Annotated in this window: 21 protein-coding genes and 1 tRNA gene; 8 read left to right on the top strand and 14 right to left on the bottom strand. The window is 72.7% G+C overall.

The genetic code is table 11. The annotated features are described in order from the left end of the window. Nucleotides 1-113 precede the first annotated feature (113 nt). Nucleotides 114-710: a GNAT family N-acetyltransferase gene (locus tag M8316_RS09315; protein ID WP_250053996.1), complete on the bottom strand. Its 597-nt coding sequence runs from the start codon at nt 708-710 to the stop codon at nt 114-116. Nucleotides 711-768: 58 nt separating this feature from the next. Between M8316_RS09315 and M8316_RS09320 the strand changes: the two genes are divergently transcribed. From M8316_RS09320 to M8316_RS09330, 3 genes are all read left to right on the top strand, one after another. Further along, nucleotides 769-1299, top strand: a complete 531-nt coding sequence (locus M8316_RS09320) for an HNH endonuclease signature motif containing protein (RefSeq protein ID WP_250053998.1) — start codon at nt 769-771, stop codon at nt 1297-1299. Between the two features lie 25 nt (nt 1300-1324). Further along, nucleotides 1325-1406, top strand: a tRNA-Leu gene (locus M8316_RS09325). A gap of 86 nt (nt 1407-1492) precedes the next feature. Then, complete coding sequence (locus M8316_RS09330; protein ID WP_250054000.1) at nt 1493-2137, top strand: G5 domain-containing protein; 645 nt, start codon at nt 1493-1495, stop codon at nt 2135-2137. 13 nt (nt 2138-2150) lie between these two features. On the opposite strand, the gene rdgB is transcribed toward M8316_RS09330, so the two are convergent. The 13 genes from rdgB to clpS all read right to left on the bottom strand — a co-directional run bounded on the left by rdgB (nt 2151) and on the right by clpS (nt 11657). Further along, nucleotides 2151-2777, bottom strand: a complete 627-nt coding sequence (rdgB, locus tag M8316_RS09335; RefSeq protein WP_250054002.1) for an RdgB/HAM1 family non-canonical purine NTP pyrophosphatase — start codon at nt 2775-2777, stop codon at nt 2151-2153. Further along, the gene (rph, locus tag M8316_RS09340) at nt 2774-3496 is read right to left on the bottom strand and encodes a ribonuclease PH (RefSeq protein WP_250054004.1); all 723 of its coding nucleotides are present in this window, start codon (nt 3494-3496) and stop codon (nt 2774-2776) included. Before rph ends, rdgB begins: the two co-directional genes overlap by 4 nt. 33 nt (nt 3497-3529) lie before the next feature. Further along, entirely contained in the window at nt 3530-4357 is an 828-nt protein-coding gene (locus tag M8316_RS09345) for a hypothetical protein (protein ID WP_250054005.1), read from the bottom strand. Beyond that, nucleotides 4354-5289 (bottom strand): ATP-binding cassette domain-containing protein, encoded by a 936-nt coding sequence (locus M8316_RS09350; protein ID WP_250054007.1) that lies wholly within the window; start codon nt 5287-5289, stop codon nt 4354-4356. The genes M8316_RS09345 and M8316_RS09350 overlap by 4 nt, the downstream gene beginning before the upstream one ends. Before the next feature lie 174 nt (nt 5290-5463). Then, nucleotides 5464-6258: an MBL fold metallo-hydrolase gene (locus M8316_RS09355; protein ID WP_250054009.1), complete on the bottom strand. Its 795-nt coding sequence runs from the start codon at nt 6256-6258 to the stop codon at nt 5464-5466. A 227-nt stretch (nt 6259-6485) separates the two neighbouring features. Next, on the bottom strand, nt 6486-7574 hold the full coding sequence (locus tag M8316_RS09360; RefSeq protein ID WP_250054011.1) for a DUF3152 domain-containing protein: 1089 nt from the start codon (nt 7572-7574) through the stop codon (nt 6486-6488). A 62-nt stretch (nt 7575-7636) separates the two neighbouring features. Further along, complete coding sequence (locus M8316_RS09365) at nt 7637-8584, bottom strand: PLP-dependent cysteine synthase family protein (RefSeq protein ID WP_250054012.1); 948 nt, start codon at nt 8582-8584, stop codon at nt 7637-7639. A 40-nt stretch (nt 8585-8624) separates the two neighbouring features. After that, a complete protein-coding gene (locus tag M8316_RS09370; RefSeq protein ID WP_250054014.1) occupies nt 8625-9218 on the bottom strand; it encodes an NYN domain-containing protein in 594 nt (197 codons plus the stop codon). An 82-nt stretch (nt 9219-9300) separates the two neighbouring features. Then, the gene (locus tag M8316_RS09375; protein WP_250054016.1) at nt 9301-9588 is read right to left on the bottom strand and encodes a MoaD/ThiS family protein; all 288 of its coding nucleotides are present in this window, start codon (nt 9586-9588) and stop codon (nt 9301-9303) included. Between the two features lie 135 nt (nt 9589-9723). Beyond that, nucleotides 9724-10158 (bottom strand): M67 family metallopeptidase, encoded by a 435-nt coding sequence (locus M8316_RS09380; protein ID WP_250054018.1) that lies wholly within the window; start codon nt 10156-10158, stop codon nt 9724-9726. 94 nt (nt 10159-10252) lie between these two features. Next, complete coding sequence (locus M8316_RS09385; RefSeq protein ID WP_250054020.1) at nt 10253-10720, bottom strand: NUDIX hydrolase; 468 nt, start codon at nt 10718-10720, stop codon at nt 10253-10255. 42 nt (nt 10721-10762) lie between these two features. Then, nucleotides 10763-11347: a DUF2017 domain-containing protein gene (locus tag M8316_RS09390; RefSeq protein ID WP_250054022.1), complete on the bottom strand. Its 585-nt coding sequence runs from the start codon at nt 11345-11347 to the stop codon at nt 10763-10765. A gap of 1 nt (nt 11348) precedes the next feature. Continuing rightward, a complete protein-coding gene (gene clpS / locus M8316_RS09395; protein WP_372490194.1) occupies nt 11349-11657 on the bottom strand; it encodes an ATP-dependent Clp protease adapter ClpS in 309 nt (102 codons plus the stop codon). A gap of 125 nt (nt 11658-11782) precedes the next feature. Between clpS and M8316_RS09400 the strand changes: the two genes are divergently transcribed. The 5 genes from M8316_RS09400 to M8316_RS09420 all read left to right on the top strand — a co-directional run bounded on the left by M8316_RS09400 (nt 11783) and on the right by M8316_RS09420 (nt 16237). Next, the gene (locus tag M8316_RS09400) at nt 11783-13066 is read left to right on the top strand and encodes a nicotinate phosphoribosyltransferase (protein WP_308195986.1); all 1284 of its coding nucleotides are present in this window, start codon (nt 11783-11785) and stop codon (nt 13064-13066) included. Between the two features lie 47 nt (nt 13067-13113). Beyond that, nucleotides 13114-13689 (top strand): isochorismatase family protein, encoded by a 576-nt coding sequence (locus tag M8316_RS09405; RefSeq protein ID WP_250054024.1) that lies wholly within the window; start codon nt 13114-13116, stop codon nt 13687-13689. Next, nucleotides 13682-14311 (top strand): enoyl-CoA hydratase/isomerase family protein, encoded by a 630-nt coding sequence (locus M8316_RS09410; RefSeq protein ID WP_250054026.1) that lies wholly within the window; start codon nt 13682-13684, stop codon nt 14309-14311. The genes M8316_RS09405 and M8316_RS09410 overlap by 8 nt, the downstream gene beginning before the upstream one ends. A 151-nt stretch (nt 14312-14462) precedes the next feature. After that, nucleotides 14463-14981 carry a winged helix-turn-helix domain-containing protein gene (locus M8316_RS09415; protein ID WP_250054028.1) on the top strand — a complete coding sequence of 173 codons (519 nt, stop codon included), beginning with the start codon at nt 14463-14465 and terminating at the stop codon, nt 14979-14981. After that, the gene (locus M8316_RS09420) at nt 14978-16237 is read left to right on the top strand and encodes an MFS transporter (RefSeq protein WP_250054030.1); all 1260 of its coding nucleotides are present in this window, start codon (nt 14978-14980) and stop codon (nt 16235-16237) included. The genes M8316_RS09415 and M8316_RS09420 overlap by 4 nt, the downstream gene beginning before the upstream one ends. Nucleotides 16238-16300: the final 63 nt, after the last annotated feature.

Raw genomic sequence — 16300 nt, forward strand, 5'->3', positions numbered from 1 at the left:
TCGCGAAGCTGCGCCGCGACCTCGGCCTCGCCTGACGCCCCGCTCCATCCACCCCGACCACCCGCCGAGTCGGCAGCAGCTTGCTGCCGACTCGGCGGTGAGTCGGCAGCAAGCTACTGCCGACTCGGCCAGGGGTCTCCGGCGATGCGGGCGTGCAGGTGCTCGTCGTGGTGGACCCCGTCGGGGTAGCGGTAGCTCTGCCGCAGCGTGCCCTCGAGCGCGAAGCCGGCGCGACGGGCGACTCCGCACGAGCCGGTGTTCTCGACCGCGTGGAACAGGTGCACGCGGTGGCAGTCCAGCCGCTCGTGGGCGAAGGCCGAGACCGCCCGGACCGCGGCCGAGGCCGCCCCGCGGCCCCGGGCCCAGGGGGCGGTCCAGTAGCCGACCTCCACGTCGCCCTGCTCCAGGTCGAGGTGGTGCAGCGAGACCGCCCCGACCAGCAGGTCCTCGCGGTCGGCGACGGCCCAGGAGGCGTGGCTGCCGTCCGACCAGTCGTTGCGCGAGCCGACCCAGGCCTCCAGCTCCTCGGGGTCGGTCGGCCCCGGGTTCCAGGTGCGGGTCACGGGATCCGTGAACGCCTGCACGAGCATCGGGACGTCGGCCGGCAGGTACGGACGCAGCAGCAGCCCGTCGTCCGCGAGGTCGATCTGCTGCGGCCCGGCGGCCAGGACGGCGGCGGGCGCGACGTCGTCGGCAATGTCCTCGCTCACCCGACGCAGGATAGTTCTCGGCCGGGACGGTGTCGGCGCAGGCTTCTAGCGTCAGGGCATGCCTGCCGAGAAATACACCCGTCGCATCCTTGCCGAGGCCGTCGAGCACAGTTCGTCCATGGCTGGCGTACTGCGCTACCTCGGGCTGAAACAGTCCGGAGGCGGACATGCGCACATCAGCAGGCGGATCAAGCGGTTCGGGATCGACACCTCGCACTTCGTTCGCTTCACCAATGGCGCCCACCGCACCAGGCTCTCAGCCGATCAGGTGTTGGTCCGCCGCTCCAGCGACAGCCCGCGCGCAAAGCCGTACTTGCTGCGGCGAGCTCTCGCTGAGATCAACCGGCCGCTCCGCTGCGAGATCTGCGACCTGGGCTCCGAGTGGCAAGGACAGCCGCTACTCCTGGAGATCGACCACATCGACGGGGATTTCCACAACAACGAGCGGGACAACCTGCGGTACCTGTGCCCGAACTGCCATGCCCAGACACCCACGTGGTGCGGACGCAACGTGAGTCGCCCCTCGCTCGCGGGCCGAACACCTCACGGGCTGGGGTCCGACGCAACACCTCCGTCGGCCCGTTCCTAGGATGGTCCAGGGCCTCCGGGTCCGAGCCGAAGTGGTGGAACAGGCAGACACGCAGCACTTAGGATGCTGTGCCCCAGGGCGTGCGGGTTCAAGTCCCGCCTTCGGCACGTATAGCGAGCAACGGCGCCCCCAAACCTGGTCAGGATCGCCAGAACGCCGGACACGCTGACGGCGACGTCCTACCGTTCCGGTCGTGACCGACGCCTGCATGCCTCCCCGCCGCCGACTCCGTGTCGACGTCGCCTTACTTCCCTTGGCCCTGGCGCTCAGCGCATGCGCCGCTCCGAGCGCCTCGATCTCCAACGTCAGTGCAGACACGAGTCCCACGGCTACGGCGGCATCGGCAACCGCGTCCGTCGAATCTCAGGAGAGTGAGAGCCCCGATGCCGAGAGCGCTGAATCTCCGACGGAGGAGCCGGCGCCGGTCGTCGTGTTCACTCGCCAACGCGAGCGCGTCGACATCAAGCACGGTTCGGTGACGCATCGCTCCTCCAGCCTCGACAAGGGCGTCCGGAAGGTCACTCAGCGCGGCAAGGACGGCGTGCGCGTCATCGTTCGCCGAGTCAAGGAGGTCGATGGCGAAGTCGTCTCCCGGTCCGTCGTCAAGCGGTACGTCGCACGTCGTCCACGCCCGCAGGTCACCACGATCGGCACCTACGTCGAGCCCGTCAGCAACTGCAACTCCAACTACTCCGGCGCCTGTGTCCCCATCGCGAGCGATGTGGACTGTGCTGGCGGCTCCGGGAACGGTCCCGCCTATGTCTCGGGCCCGGTGTACATCGTCGGCTCAGACGTGTACGACCTGGACTACGACGGCGACGGCGTGGCCTGCGAGTAGAAGCCCTGGCGGCTCAGCGCAGCCGCGCCGCCGCCACCGGGCCCAGCTCCCGCAGCGCGCGGCCGCGGTGGGAGATGGCGTCCTTCTCCTGCTTGGTGAGCTCTGCGGTGGTGCGGCCGGGGAGGTCGTCGGCGACGAAGAGGACGTCGTAGCCGAAGCCGCCCTCCCCGCGGACCTCGCGCACGACGTGCCCGTCCATCCGGCCCTGCACGACGGTCTCCCCCTCCGGGCCGTCCCCGTCCACGAGCGCCACGGAGCAGCGGAAGTGGGCACCGCGCCGCTCGTCCGGGACGTCGTGCAGCTGCGCCAGGAGCAGCGCGTTGTTCCGCTCGTCGCTCTTGGGCGGCCCGGACCAGCGCGCCGAGAGCACGCCCGGCATGCCGTTGAGGGCGTCCACGCAGAGCCCGGAGTCGTCGGCCAGGGTCGGCAGCCCAGTGGCGGCGAACCCGGCCCGAGCCTTGATCAGGGCGTTTCCGTCGAAGTCGGGTGCGTCCTCGACCGGCTCGTCGTAGGCGGGGACGTCGTCCAGGCCCACGACCTCGATGCCGGGCAGGTGCTCGGCGAGGATGCGCTGCATCTCCGCCACCTTCTTGGCGTTGCGCGAGGCCAGGTGGACGCGGACGCTCCCCGCTGCCGTCATCGCGCGAGAGCCTCGTTCTGCAGCGCCGTCAGGTCCGCACAGCCGCCCGCGGCGAGGTCGAGGAGCGCGTTGAGCTCCTCGCGGTCGAAGGCCGCGCCCTCGGCAGTGCCCTGCACCTCCACGAACGACCCGGCGCCGGTCATCACGACGTTCATGTCGGTCTCGGCGCGCACGTCCTCGACGTAGGGCAGGTCCAGCCGCGGGACGCCGTCGATGATGCCCACGGAGACCGCGGCCACCGAGCCGGTCAGCGGCTCGCCCTTCAGCGCGCCGGTGGAGCGCAGGTGGGCGACGGCGTCCGCGAGCGCCACGTAGGCGCCCGTGATGGCAGCGGTGCGGGTGCCGCCGTCGGCCTGCAGGACGTCGCAGTCGAGCTGGATCGTGTTCTCGCCCAGGGCCTCGTAGTCGACGACGGCCCGCAGCGAGCGGCCGATGAGCCGGGAGATCTCGTGCGTGCGGCCGCCGATGCGGCCCTTGACCGACTCGCGGTCGGAGCGGGTGTTCGTGGAGGCGGGGAGCATCGCGTACTCGGCCGTCACCCAGCCCAGGCCGGAGCCCTTGCGCCAGCGCGGCACGCCCTCGGACGCGGAGGCCGCGCACAGCACCTTGGTCCTGCCGAACTCCACCAGCACCGAGCCCGCCGCGTGGTCGAGCCAGTTGCGGGTGATCGTGATGGGTCGCAGCTCGTCGTCGCGCCGGCCGTCCTCGCGTGCAGTCATGACCGCGACGCTATCCCCCGACGCGTGAGCGGGTCACTTCGGCTCGGAGGTCAGCACCCGCCGGAAGCCGATGACGAAGGGCAGCACGACCCACAGCAGGATCGAGGTGACCACGGCCAGCGGCTTCTTCTCCAGGAACATCACCGTGGGGTCGTTCTCCGCCGCCAGGTAGGGCGCCATCGAGTAGTTCATGTCGATGTAGGGGATGACGTCCGGCGCCCAGCTGAGCAGCGCCAGCAGGATCGAGTAGACGACCAGCGGCAGCAGCAGCGCCACCACGTAGAAGAAGGCGATGCCGCCCGGCGAGGACAGGGTCACGGTCGCCAGGCCGAAGGCCATGAGGAAGTAGCAGAGCAGCTGGACGATGATCCAGGTCAGCGTCGCCGCCGGCAGGTTCCACTCCGGCGAGGAGCCGTCGATCCCGGCGTTGACGACGTTGGCGATCGCCGCGAGCCCGACGGAGACGACGATGACGCCGACCGCGAAGAGCACCACGGCCACGAGCTTGGCCAGGAGCACCCGCAGCCGGTGCGGCTCCAGGGTGAACGTGACGAGGCTGGTGCGCTGGCCCCACTCGCTGGTGACGGCGATGATCGGGAAGACCGGCAGCAGCAGCGTCAGCGGGGTGATCATCACCTGCACCCAGCCGTTGAAGCCGATGCCGAGGTCGTTGAGCTGCACCACCAGCTCGGTGATGCCGATGGCCGCGATGAGCAGCAGGCCCGTGATCAGCATCAGCCAGAAACCGGCGCGGGTGTCGGTCATCTTGCGCCACTCGACCCCGACGAGGCGGGTGAACGGGACGCGGGCGGTGGCGCTGACGTCGATGGCCAGCTGGGCGGCGGGGGCGGCGTGGCTCATGCGGAGGCTCCCTGGTCGGCGGGCGTGCTCGCGGGGGCGCCGGGCGCCTCGCGCTGGGTGTCGGAGGTGAGCTCGAGGAAGAGGTCCTCGAGGTTGACGGACGTGGCGCGCAGGTCGGTGAGCACCACGCCGGCCTCCAGGGCGGCGCGGCCGATCACGGCCGGCTCGGCCGCGACCTGCAGCCCGGCGCCGGCGGGGTCGACCTGGACGCCCTGGGCGCGCAGGGTCGCCGCGAGCCGGTCGTTGTCCTCGCTCATGGTCTGGCTGCCGCCCTGGCTGCCGGCGGTGAGCGTCTCGCGCGTGCCGCGGGCGACGATCCGGCCCTGGCCGATGACCACCATCTCGTCGGCGATGATCTCGACCTCGTGCAGCAGGTGGCTGGAGAGCAGCACGGTGCCGCCGCGGTCGGCGAAGCCCTTCAGCAGCCCCCGCATCCAGCGGATGCCCGCGGGGTCGAGGCCGTTGGCGGGCTCGTCGAGGATGAGCACCTGCGGGTCGCCGAGCAGCGCGTGCGCGATGCCGAGCCGCTGCCGCATGCCGAGGGAGTAGTTGCGGATCTTGCGCTTGGCCTCGGTGTCGGTGAGGGAGACCAGCGCCAGCATCTCGTCCACCCGGGACGACGGCAGCCCCATGACCTTGGCGCCGAGGCTCAGCACCTCGCGGCCGGACCGGCCGGCGTGCTGCGCGGAGGCGTCGAGCAGGACGCCCACGTGCCGCCCGGGGTTGGGGATGTCGGCGTAGGCGTGGCCACCGATGAGGGTGCGACCGGAGGTGGGCGGGGTGAGCCCGACCATCATCCGCATGGTGGTCGTCTTGCCGGCACCGTTGGGGCCGAGGAAGCCGGTGACCCGGCCGGGCTCAGCCGTGAACGACACGTCGTCCACGGCGGTGTACGCCCCGTAGGTCTTCGTCAGGGCCTCGACGGTGATCATGGCCTTTACCCTGCCATGCGGACCCAGACGCCCACCTCGGGGATCACCCTGGTCCGCGGCCGTGTCGCGCAGGAGTGGTGCCAGCACCCCCGGCACCAGGGACCAGGGACCCGCGCCACCAGCGCAGGGCCCAGGTCTCAGGGCAGGGCTCAGGTCTCAGGGCAGGGCTAGGGCTCAGAGCTCGACGAGCATCCCCGGCTCGGCGAGCGAGATCCGCCCACCGCCGAACGTGCTGCGCGCCTCGTCCACCTGCGGGGCCTTCTCGTACCACGGCGGGATGTGGGTGAGCACCAGGTGCTGCACCCCCGCCTCGGTGGCCAGGGTGCCGCACTCGGCGGCCGTCAGGTGCAGGTTCGGCGGGTTGACGTCGCCCTCGCGGAACGACGCCTCGGCCAGCAGCACGTCCGCGTCACGCGCGAGCTCGCTCAGCTGCGGGCAGGGCCCGGTGTCGCCGGTGTAGGCCAGCACCGCCCCGTCCACCTCGATGCGCATGCCGTAGGCCAGGACGGGGTGGTCGACGGCGCGGGTGTGCACCGTGAACGGGCCGACCCGGACGCCCTCGGCGGGTGCGTCGGCCCAGTCGAGGAAGTCGAACTCCTCGCTCATGCCCGGCTCCTCGGGCAGGTCGTAGGCCCGCGCCATGCGGCCGGCGGTGTCCTCGGGGCCCCAGACGGGGATCATCGGCTGCTGCCCGGTGGGGTGGTACTTGCGCATCACGTAGTAGCCGCACAGGTCGAGGCAGTGGTCGGCGTGCAGGTGGCTGATGAGCACCGCGTCGACGCCGAGCGGGTCGCTCCAGCGCTGGAGGTTGCTCAGCGCGCCGCTGCCGAGGTCGACGACGACGCGCCAGGTGCGCTCACCGGTGCCGTCGTCGAAGGGCGCCTCGAGCACGTAGGACGAGGCGGGCGACTCCGGCCCCGGGTAGGAGCCCGAGCAGCCGAGGACGCGGAGCGTGGGCCGGGCGCTCATGCCGACACCTCGCCGCAGGGACCAGCACCGCGCTCGACGCGGTGGCCGCGGGGGGCACCGTTGCCCGCCGGGGTCGTCACAGGACACACAGGAGAGAGGTTAAGCGCAGGTGACGACCGTGTGCACGACCGGGCTCCGCCACCCGGTCGCGGGCTGCGTCCCGGCACGCTCACCGCGGGGCCGCGCGTGGCACGGATCTCACCACCGGTACGCACCGTGCACACCTGCTAGCCGGCCACCCGGGAGATCTCTCCCGCGACGGGCCACGGGTTGAAGGTGCAGCCGCCGAGGTCCTTGGACTGCTGCATCATCACCGGCGCCGGCTGACCCGACCCCGGGCAGGTGCTGTGGCCCTGGCCGAGCCAGTGCCCGGTCTCGTGGTTGACGACCATGTGCCGGTAGTCGCGCAGCGAGCCGTCCGCCTCGTTCCAGGCCGGGGACGCGTGCCGCCACCGGGTCTGGTTGATCACCACGTAGCGGCCGACGCGGCACGACCACTGCGTGGAGCACTCGCTCGAGAAGTCGGTGAGGGTGGAGGCCTCGGCGAGCACCAGGGTGAAGTCGCCGCCCGAGCGCACGCGGGTGAAGCGGACGCCGGCCGAGCGCCAGCCACGGGCGTCGTCGTAGGTCTGCTGGGCCAGGCGCTTGAAGCGGCGCACGCTCGCCGAGACGTCCCCGCGGGTCTCCACGTGGTAGGTCACCGACCGCGAGACCCCGACCCGGTGCCGCACGCGCGGGGTCCGCTCGCTGCGCTTGGTGGCCGGCACGAGACCGGGCCCGGTGGCGCGGGCGACCACGAACAGCGTCGCGCCCACGTCCGCGGGCTGGAGGCGGTAGCGGCGCCCGGAGCCGACCTCCACCCCGCCGGCGCGGTACCAGGTGATCCGCACCCGGGCGGGGCGGTGCTCCCAGCGTCCCTGCCCGGCCCGCAGCACGCGGCCGTAGCGGGTGGTGCCGGCGACGCGGGGCGCGCGGGTGGCACGGTTCTCGGCGCGCCGCACGCGCGTGGTCCGACGGGACGTGGCGGTGCCGCTCGCCCCGTCCGTGGCCGTGGCCGTCACGACCACGGAGAGGCGGTTGCCCAGGTCCTCGAGCGAAGGGCGGTACCGCTTGCCGGTCGCCCCGGGGATCTGCTCACCGGCCCGCAGCCACTGGTAGGCGACGCTCACCTCGGACGGGGAGCGCCCCCAGCCTCCTCGGCCGGCGACCAGCGGCTCGCGGAAGCGCGGCTCCCCGCTGATCGTGGGCCGCTCGGTGGCGGTGAGCACGTCACCCTCGGCCGCCGTGGCCGGGGGCGCGAGCAGCAGCCCGCCCACCAAGAGCAGGCAGGCGAGGACCGGGACCCGCAGTGGGCCCCACGACGGGTCGCGCAGGGGGCTCAGGCCCAGAGCTGACCCTCGAGACGGTCCTCCGCCTCGTCGATCGTGCCCTCGTAGGCTCCCGTGGACAGGTACTTCCAGCCGGCGTCGCACACGACGAAGGCTATGTCAGCCTTCTCCCCCGCCTTGACAGCCTTGGCGGCCTGTCCCATGGCGGCGTGCAGGATCGCGCCGGTGGAGATGCCCGCGAAGATGCCCTCGTTGTCGATCAGCTCGCGCACCCGGCGGACCGCGTCTCGCGGGCCCACGGAGAAGCGGGAGTCGATCATCTCGGGGTCGTAGAGCTCGGGGACGAAGCCCTCGTCCATGTTGCGCAGGCCGTAGACGAGCTCGCCGTAGCGGGGCTCGGCCGCGACGACCTTGACCTCGGGCTTGGCGCGACGGAAGAACCGGCTGATGCCCATGAGCGTGCCGGTGGTGCCCAGGCCGCCCACGAAGTGGGTGATGGAGGGCAGGTCGGCGAGCAGCTCGGGGCCGGTGCTCTCCTCGTGGGCGAGCGCGTTGGCCGGGTTGCCGTACTGGTAGAGCATCACCCAGTCGGGGTGCTCCTCGGCGACCCGCTTGGCCACGCGCACGGCCTCGTTGGAGCCGCCGGCCGCGGGCGAGGAGATGATCTCGGCGCCCCACATGCGCAGCAGGAGGCGACGCTCCTCGGAGGTGTTCTCCGGCATCACGCAGACCATCCGGTAGCCCTTGAGCTTGGCGGCCATGGCCAGGGAGATGCCGGTGTTGCCCGAGGTGGGCTCGAGGATCGTGCAGCCGGGGCGCAGCAGCCCGTCCTTCTCGGCCTCCTCGATCATCCGCAGCGCCGGCCGGTCCTTGATGGAGCCGGTCGGGTTCTGGTCCTCGAGCTTGGCCCAGAGACGGACGTCCGGGCTCGGCGACAGGCGCGGCAGACCCACGAGCGGGGTGTTGCCGACGGACGCGAGCAGGTTGTCGTACCGCATGGGTGTCTCTTCAGGTGCCTTCGTGGGTGGGGGGTGCGCGTCAGCGCAGGAACGCGGCGGGGTCGAAGTCGTCGAGGTCGATGACCCGGACCCGCGGCAGGGGGGAGAGGAACGCCTTCACGTCGTCCTCGAGGTCGTGGACCTGGAGGCCGAGGGCCGTGAGCTGGCTGGAGGTGAACTCCCGCAGCGCGACCAGGCCCATCTTGGCGCCGGTGCCGAGGAGCCCCTCCATCTGGGGGGCGAAGTCGCCGTCGTGGCTGACGAGCAGCACGTCGGTGACGGGGCCCTCGTCGTCGCCGTCGAAGGCGCGCGCCGTGAGCTCCTCCAGCGTCCGCTGGATACCGATGTCCACGACCTTCTGGTCGGGACGGCCGGACAGCGGCACCGGCCGGTAGCCGATCGCCAGCAGCGCCTGGATGAACGGCGTGGGGAGGTGACCGCCCGAGGCGTTGAGGAAGAACAGCCCGACGACGGGCTGGTTCCACAGCTTCTCGGCGTAGTTGATCACCCGCTCCCAGCGGGGCCGCTCCTCCGGCGTGGGACGGCGCCCGAGCAGGGAGTTGCCCAGGGTCGCGTCGATGTTCTCGCCGTCGACCAGGACGACGGTGCGTCGCTCGTACTGGGGGATCTCCACGATGGGCGCCGTCCTCGCTGTCGTTCCGCTGCTGGGGTGCTGCTGTGCTGACCCTAGGGCGACCCTAGGGCAGTGTCAGGCGTCAGCAGCCACCCGCGACGGCGGGCAGCACGACGACGGCGTCGCCGTCGGAGAGCGGGGCCTCGAGGGAGCCGAGGAAGCGGACGTCCTCGTCGTTGACGTAGACGTTGACGAAGCGGCGCAGGACGATCTCGCCGCCCTTCTCCTCGACGAGACGGTCCTTGATGCCGGTGTACTTGGCCTCGAGGTCGTCGATGAGCGCGCTCAGGCTGGCGCCCTCACCGGTGACGGCCTTCTCGCCGCCGGTGTAGGTGCGCAGGATGGTCGGGATGCGGACCTCGATGGCCACGGGGTACTCCTTGCTCGGGACTGCAGTGTCGGTGGTGCGGCCCGCACCGGGTGGTGCGGACGGGGTTCTGGTCGGCGCTCGCGGGGCGAGGCCGGTGCCGGTCCGGTCCAGGGGGCCGGGCCGACGGCGGCCGGCTCAGGCCGGCGGGAGGGCGGCGACGACGGTGACCTCTTCCTCGGTCACCTCGCCGTCGACGATCCGGTAGGAACGAAAGTCCACGGGGCCCTCGTTATTCCCGTGCTCCCTCGTGGAGACCAGGACGTAGTGGGCGCCGGGCTCGTTCGCCAGCCCGATGTCGGTGCGGCTGGGGTAGGCCTCGGTGGCGGTGTGCGAGTGGTAGATCACCACCGGCTCCTCGTCGTTCGCCCACATCTGCTTGTAGAGGTCGAGCAGCTCGGTGGAGTCGAACTCGTAGAACGTGGGGCTGCCGGCAGCGTTGACCATCTCGACGTGGCGCTCCGGGCGGTCGGACCCCTCGGGCCCGGCGACGATGCCGCAGCACTCGTCGGGGTGGTCCCGCTTGGCGTGGGCGACGATCGCGTCGTACGTGGCCTGGTCGATGGTCAGCACGCCTGCCAGCGTAGGGGCGAAGAGGGCGCCACCCCGCATCCGACCGGGTGCCGGACGGCCCACCCGCCGCGGCGTCCGGGTGTGCCTGTCGCGCTCAGCGCACGAAGCGCGTGACGCTCTCACCCGCCACGACGTCCGAGATCCGACGGTGCATCTCCCCGGCCATGTCGGGGAGACCGTCCAGGGGCCACCAGCGGACCTCGGTGTTCTCGTCGTCGCCGACCGCGGCCTCGCCGCCGACCCAGGTGCAGGCGAAGGTCAGGTCGAGGTAGATGCCGAGGTCCCCGTTGCCGTGGCGCACCTCGTCGCTGACCGAGACCGAGGCGAGCCGGTCGACGGTGACCTCGACGGAGGCCTCCTCCAGCGCTTCCCGGCGCGCGGCGACGGCGGGCTCCTCCCCCGGGTCGACGATGCCGGTGATCGGCGCCCAGCGGCCGTTGTCGGCACGCAGCGTGAGCAGCACCTGCTCGTCGTGGACCACCACGGCGGTGACGGCGGGCAGCCACAGCCGGTGGGTGCCCACCATGGCGCGGAGCTCGGCGACGAACGGCGGGATGGGCATGGGTCTCCTCGCGGGGATGGGTGTCCGGCCGGACGGCCAGGGTCAGTGCGTCAGCGCGTGGACCAGGGTCTCCTGGAGCCCACCGACCCAGTCGTAGACGTCGTGGGCACGGGCCCGCGGGTCGTCGTCGGGCAGCGAGGCCCAGTACTCCTCGTCGTCGTCCTCGACCCCGAGGCGGACGGCCAGGGCCAGGCGCAGGTCCGTGAAGGAGCGCAGCCACAGCTGCGCGTCGGGCTCGGCCAGCTCGACGTCGATCACGAGCGCGTCGTCCTCCTCGAGCTCGTCGGGCAGGCCGCCCTCCTCGAGGCCGTCGATGATCGCGGACGCCGCACGGGCCTTGCCGTCGCGCAGGGTGTTCTCGGTGAACCGGCGGAAGTCGGAGGCCGCCTCCTCGTCGTCGGTGTAGGCCGTCGGGAACAGCCGCGCCAGCACCGGGTCCTCCGGGGCCGAGGTGGGGCCGCCGAAGTCGAGGAGCGCCTCGAGCGGGTCGCGGTCGTCGGGCACGGCGGCCTCGTGGTGCAGCAGCTCGACGAGCTGGGAGGCCAGGGAGCGCAGCAGGTCGGCCTCGAAGCCGGTGAAGGTGGCGACCAGGTGCTTGCTGCGCCGGTCGCGGTGGAACGCGCCCACGTCAGTCGTCCTTCTGCATCGTGGCCCACAGGCCGTACTCGTGCATCGCCTGCACGTCGCGCTCCATCTCCTCGCGGCTGCCGGCGGAGACCACCGAGCGCCCGTCCTCGTGCACCTCCATCATCAGCTTCTCCGCCTTCTTCTTGGAGTAGCCGAAGTAGTGCTGGAACACGTAGGTCACGTACGACATGAGGTTGACGGGGTCGTTCCAGACGATCGTCACCCACGGCTTGGCCGGGGTGACGACCGGCTCCCCCTCGGTGGAGGAGGCAGCGGTCGGGTCGACCTCGACGGGGCTCGCAGCGGGCACCCGTCCATGCTGTCACAGCGGCCCCCGCCGCCCGGGTGGGCACCCCGGGCGTGGGCGAGGTCTCCTCCTCGACACCCGTCGGGGGTGGGACGACGGCGGCGCCGGTGGTGCCTAGAGTCGGGATCGTGACCCGCTCGACCGCGCTGCTGACCGACCAGTACGAGCTCTCGATGGTGCAGGCGGCCCTCGCCGCGGGCACCGCGTCGCGCCGCTGCGGCTTCGAGCTGTTCGGCCGCCGACTGCCCGAGGGGCGCCGCTACGGCGTCGTGGCCGGGACCGGCCGCGTGCTGGACGCGCTGGAGGACTTCACCTTCGACCCTGCGACGCTCGCGTTCCTCGAGCCCCTGCTGGACGGGCCCACGCTGGAGCACCTGGCCGGCTGGCGGTTCTCCGGCGACGTGCACGGCTACGCGGAGGGCGAGGTCTACACCGCCGGCTCCCCGCTGATGGTCGTGGAGGGCACCTTCGCCGACGCGGTCGTGCTCGAGACGCTGCTGCTCTCGATCTACAACCACGACTCGGCCATCGCCGCGGCCGCCTCCCGGATGACGATGGCCGCGGGGGGTCGCCCGTGCATCGAGATGGGCGCGCGGCGCACGCACGAGGAGGCGGCGGTGGCCGCCGCCCGCGCCGCCTACGTGGCCGGGTTCGCCTCCACGTCCGTGCTGGCCGCGGGCCTGCGCCACGGCGTGCCCACCGCCGGCACCTCCGCCCACGCCTTCACGCTGCTGCACGACACCGAGGAGGACGCCTTCCGCGCGCAGGTGGCCTCGCAGGGCGCGGGGACGACCCTGCTGGTCGACACCTACGACGTGGCCGAGGCCGTGCGCACGGCCGTCGCGGTCGCCGGCCCGGACCTCGGCGCGGTGCGCCTGGACTCCGGCGACCTGGGCGCCACCGCCGCCGCCGTGCGCGCCGAGCTGGACGCGCTGGGCGCCACCGGCACCCGGATCACCGTCACCTCCGACCTCGACGAGTTCGCCATCGCCGCCCTCGCGGCCGCCCCCGTGGACGGGTACGGCGTCGGCACCCAGCTCGTCACGGGCTCGGGCCACCCGACGTGCGCGCTGGTCTACAAGCTCGTGGCCCGCGAGGACGCCGACGGCGTGCTCCAGCCCGTGGCCAAGCGCTCGACCGGCAAGACGATGGTGGGCGGGCGCAAGTGGGCGCGGCGTCGCTACGACGCCGACGGCACGGCCGTGGCCGAGGTCGTGGGCACCGGGGACGCCCCGCCGCTCGGCGAGCACGAGCGTGACCTGCTGGTGCCCCTGGTGCTGGGCGGCGAGGTCGTCGGCCGGGAGCCGCTGGACGCGGCCCGCGAGCGGCACGCCCGCTCACGCGCCGAGCTCCCGATCGACGCGCAGAAGCTCTCGCGCGGAGAGCCCGTGCTGGTCACCGAACGCGTGTGACCGGACCCTCAACGTGACCCCCCACCGGGACGGCTAGCCTGCTGGGCATGACCTCCGCGCTGATCGTCGTCGACGTCCAGAACGACTTCTGCGAGGGCGGCTCGCTCGCGGTCGAGGGCGGCTCGGCGGTCGCGGCGGCGATCGAGGGAACTCTGGCCGAGTGGCGGGCCGGCGTGCCCGGCGCCCCGTCCTGGGGCCACGTCGTGGCCACCAAGGACCACCACGTCGACCCGGGCGACCACTGGTCGGCGCACCCCGACTTCGAGCACAGCTGGCCGGTGCACTGCGAGGTCGGCACGCAGGGCGAGGAGTTCCACTCCGCGCTGCGTCCGGAGACCTTCGAGCAGGTGTTCCTCAAGGGCCGGCACGAGGCCGCCTACTCCGGCTTCGAGGGCGCCGCCGAGTCCGGCGACGACCTCGCCTCCTGGCTGCGGCGACGCGGGGTCACCGACGTCGACATCTGCGGCCTGGCCACCGACCACTGCGTGCGGGCGACAGCGCTCGACGCCGTCGCCGCCGGCTTCCGCACGCGGGTGCTCACCGGGCTGTGCGCCGGCGTCGCCCCCGAGACGACCACGCGCGCCCTCACCGAGATGGAGGCCGCCGGGGTGACGGTTGCCTGAGGCCACCCGGCCCGGCGTGCTGCACCTGGGTCCGGGCCTCGACGCCGACCTCGCGGCGGCGCTGGAGCGGGGTGCGCACGAGCCGGGGGTGCGGGCCGTCGTCCTGCACCTGGACGCGACCTCGCAGCTGCCGACCGACGTCGACGGGCGGGCGCTCCTCGCCCGCTGCGTGCGCGCGGTGCTCGCCGGTGACGTGCCCGTGGTGGCCCACCTGGCCGAGCGGGTCGGGACGGCGGCGTGCGCGCTGGCCCTGGTCAGCGACGCGGTCGTGGCGGACCGCTCCACCTCGCTGCAGCTGGGCGGCCCCGCCCGGGGAGGCATCAGCCTCACCCTGCCCGCGGCCGTCGGCCGACTGCGCGCACGCCGGCTGCTGCTGCTCGGCGAGCCGGTCACCGCCGTCTCGGCGGCGGACTGGGGCGTGGTCACGCACCTCGTCCCGTCGGGCTCCACGGCCACCGCACGGGTCGGCACGGTGCTGGACTCGCTGCTCGCCCACGACCCGCTCACGCTCACCGGCAGCCGCCGGGCGCTGGACGCCCCGCTCGTCGCCGACCTCGAGGACGCCCTGGCCCGCGAGGACCGCACCGCGGCCCTGCTCGCCCGCCACTCCCCCTCCGCCTGACCGCTCCGGGCCCCCGCCGGGGTACGACCCACCACATTCGTGGTCCGACCCCCGTGGAACCGCGAATGTGGTGGGTCGTACCCCCCAACAACCGTTTGACAGTAGCGACGGTCGAGGTGTCCACTACCCTCCAAGACTTCTTGGAGGGTTCATGACGGACGAGGACGGGCACGAGACCTCGAGCCTGCGGGCCGTCGCCCACCCGCTGCGGCTGCGGATGCTGTCGCTGCTGACGGGGACGGCGATGAGCGCCGCGGAGGTGGCCCGCGAGCTCGAGGTCACGCACGCGAACGCCAGCTACCACCTGCGCACGCTGGCCGAGGCCGGCTACGTGGTGGTCGACGGCGAGGAGAAGATCCGCGGCGGCGTGGCGAAGCGCTACCGCTACGTGGACGAGCGGGAGCACCACGAGAGCCCCAGCACCGAGGACGAGATCGCCTACCTGCACGCCTCCACCCGCGAGCTGGAGCGGCGGTACCACCGGCGTCGGGACTGGATCTGGAGCAGCGACCTCGAGGGCTGGGTCGAGCCGGAGGTCTTCGACGAGGCCATGCGGCTGCTGCGCCAGGCCTCGGCCCTGCTCCACGGCGCCAACCGGCCGCCCCGCACGCCGGGCACCGTGCCCGTCAGTGCCACGTCCATCGCCTTCCGTCTCGAGGAGACCCCGTGAGCCCCCGTCCGTCCCTGCGCCGGGGCACGTCACTGGCACCGCTCGGCGAGCGCAACTTCCGCTACTACTACGCCTCGCGCGTGGTGAACCTGATCGGCAACACGATGGCGTCCGTGGCCCTCGCGTTCGCCGTGCTCGAGGTGACCGACGACGACCCTGCGGCCGTCGGCTACGTGCTGGCGGCCCACACCGTGCCGCTGGTGCTCCTGCTGCTGTGGGGCGGCGTGATCGCCGACCGGTTCGGCCGCGTCACCGTGCTCCAGTTCTCCAACATCGCCTCGGCGATCACGCAGGGCCTCATCGCGACGCTGGTGATCACCGGCACCGCGCACCTGTGGTCGCTGGTGGCGCTCAGCCTGGTGCACGGCATCGTCTCGGGCATCGGGTTCCCGGCGATGGCCTCGATCATGCCCACCGTCGTCCCCCGCGAACAGCTGCAGCAGGCCAACGCCCTGGTCTCCCTGGCCCGCTCGGGGGTCACGATCATCGGCCCCACGATCGCGGCCCTCCTCGTCGTCGGCGTGGGCTCCGGCTGGGCGCTCGCCGTCGACGCCGCCGCCTGGCTGGCCAGCGGCCTGCTGCTGGGGTTGATCCGGCTGCCGGCGACGCCACCCCGCGAGGCCGGCGCGTCGGCGTTCGCCGAGCTGCGCGAGGGCTGGACCTACGTCCGCTCCACCACCTGGCTGTGGGTCGTGGTGGTCGGGTTCGGGTTCCTCAACGCCATCCATGCCGGCGCCTGGTTCACGCTCGGGCCGGCCCGGGCCAAGGAGACGATCGGCGAGGAGGGGTGGGGCCTGGCGCTCTCGGCCGAGGCCGTCGGTCTGCTGGTGATGACGCTGGTGCTGCTGCGGGTCCGGCTGGAGCGTCCGCTGCTGGTCGGCATGCTCGGCATCGCGACGCTCGGGCTGCCGATCGCCATCCTCGGGGTGGAGCCGCACCTGGGCTGGCTGATGGTCGCCACCTTCGTGGCGGGGGCAGGCACCGAGCTGTTCGGCATGGGCTGGAACCTCGCCATGCAGGAGCACGTGCCCGACGAGATGCTCAGCCGCGCCTACTCCTACGACGCGCTCGGCTCGTTCGTGGCCATGCCGATCGGGCAGGTCGTGTTCGGTCCGCTCGCGGTCGCGTTCGGCTTCTCCGGCGTCCTCGTGACCGCCGGCATCGCCTACGCCGCGATCTGCGGCCTCGTCCTGTGCTCGGCGTCGGTGCGCAACCTGCGCCGGGCCCCGACGACCCCGGCGACCACCGCCACCTGAGCCCGCACCCGGCGGGGGGGGGGGGGGGGGGGGGGGGGGGGGGGGGGGGGGGGGGGGGGGCGG

Origin of the sequence: Nocardioides bruguierae, assembly GCF_023554635.1 — a bacterium.
GTDB lineage: Bacteria > Actinomycetota > Actinomycetes > Propionibacteriales > Nocardioidaceae > Nocardioides > Nocardioides bruguierae.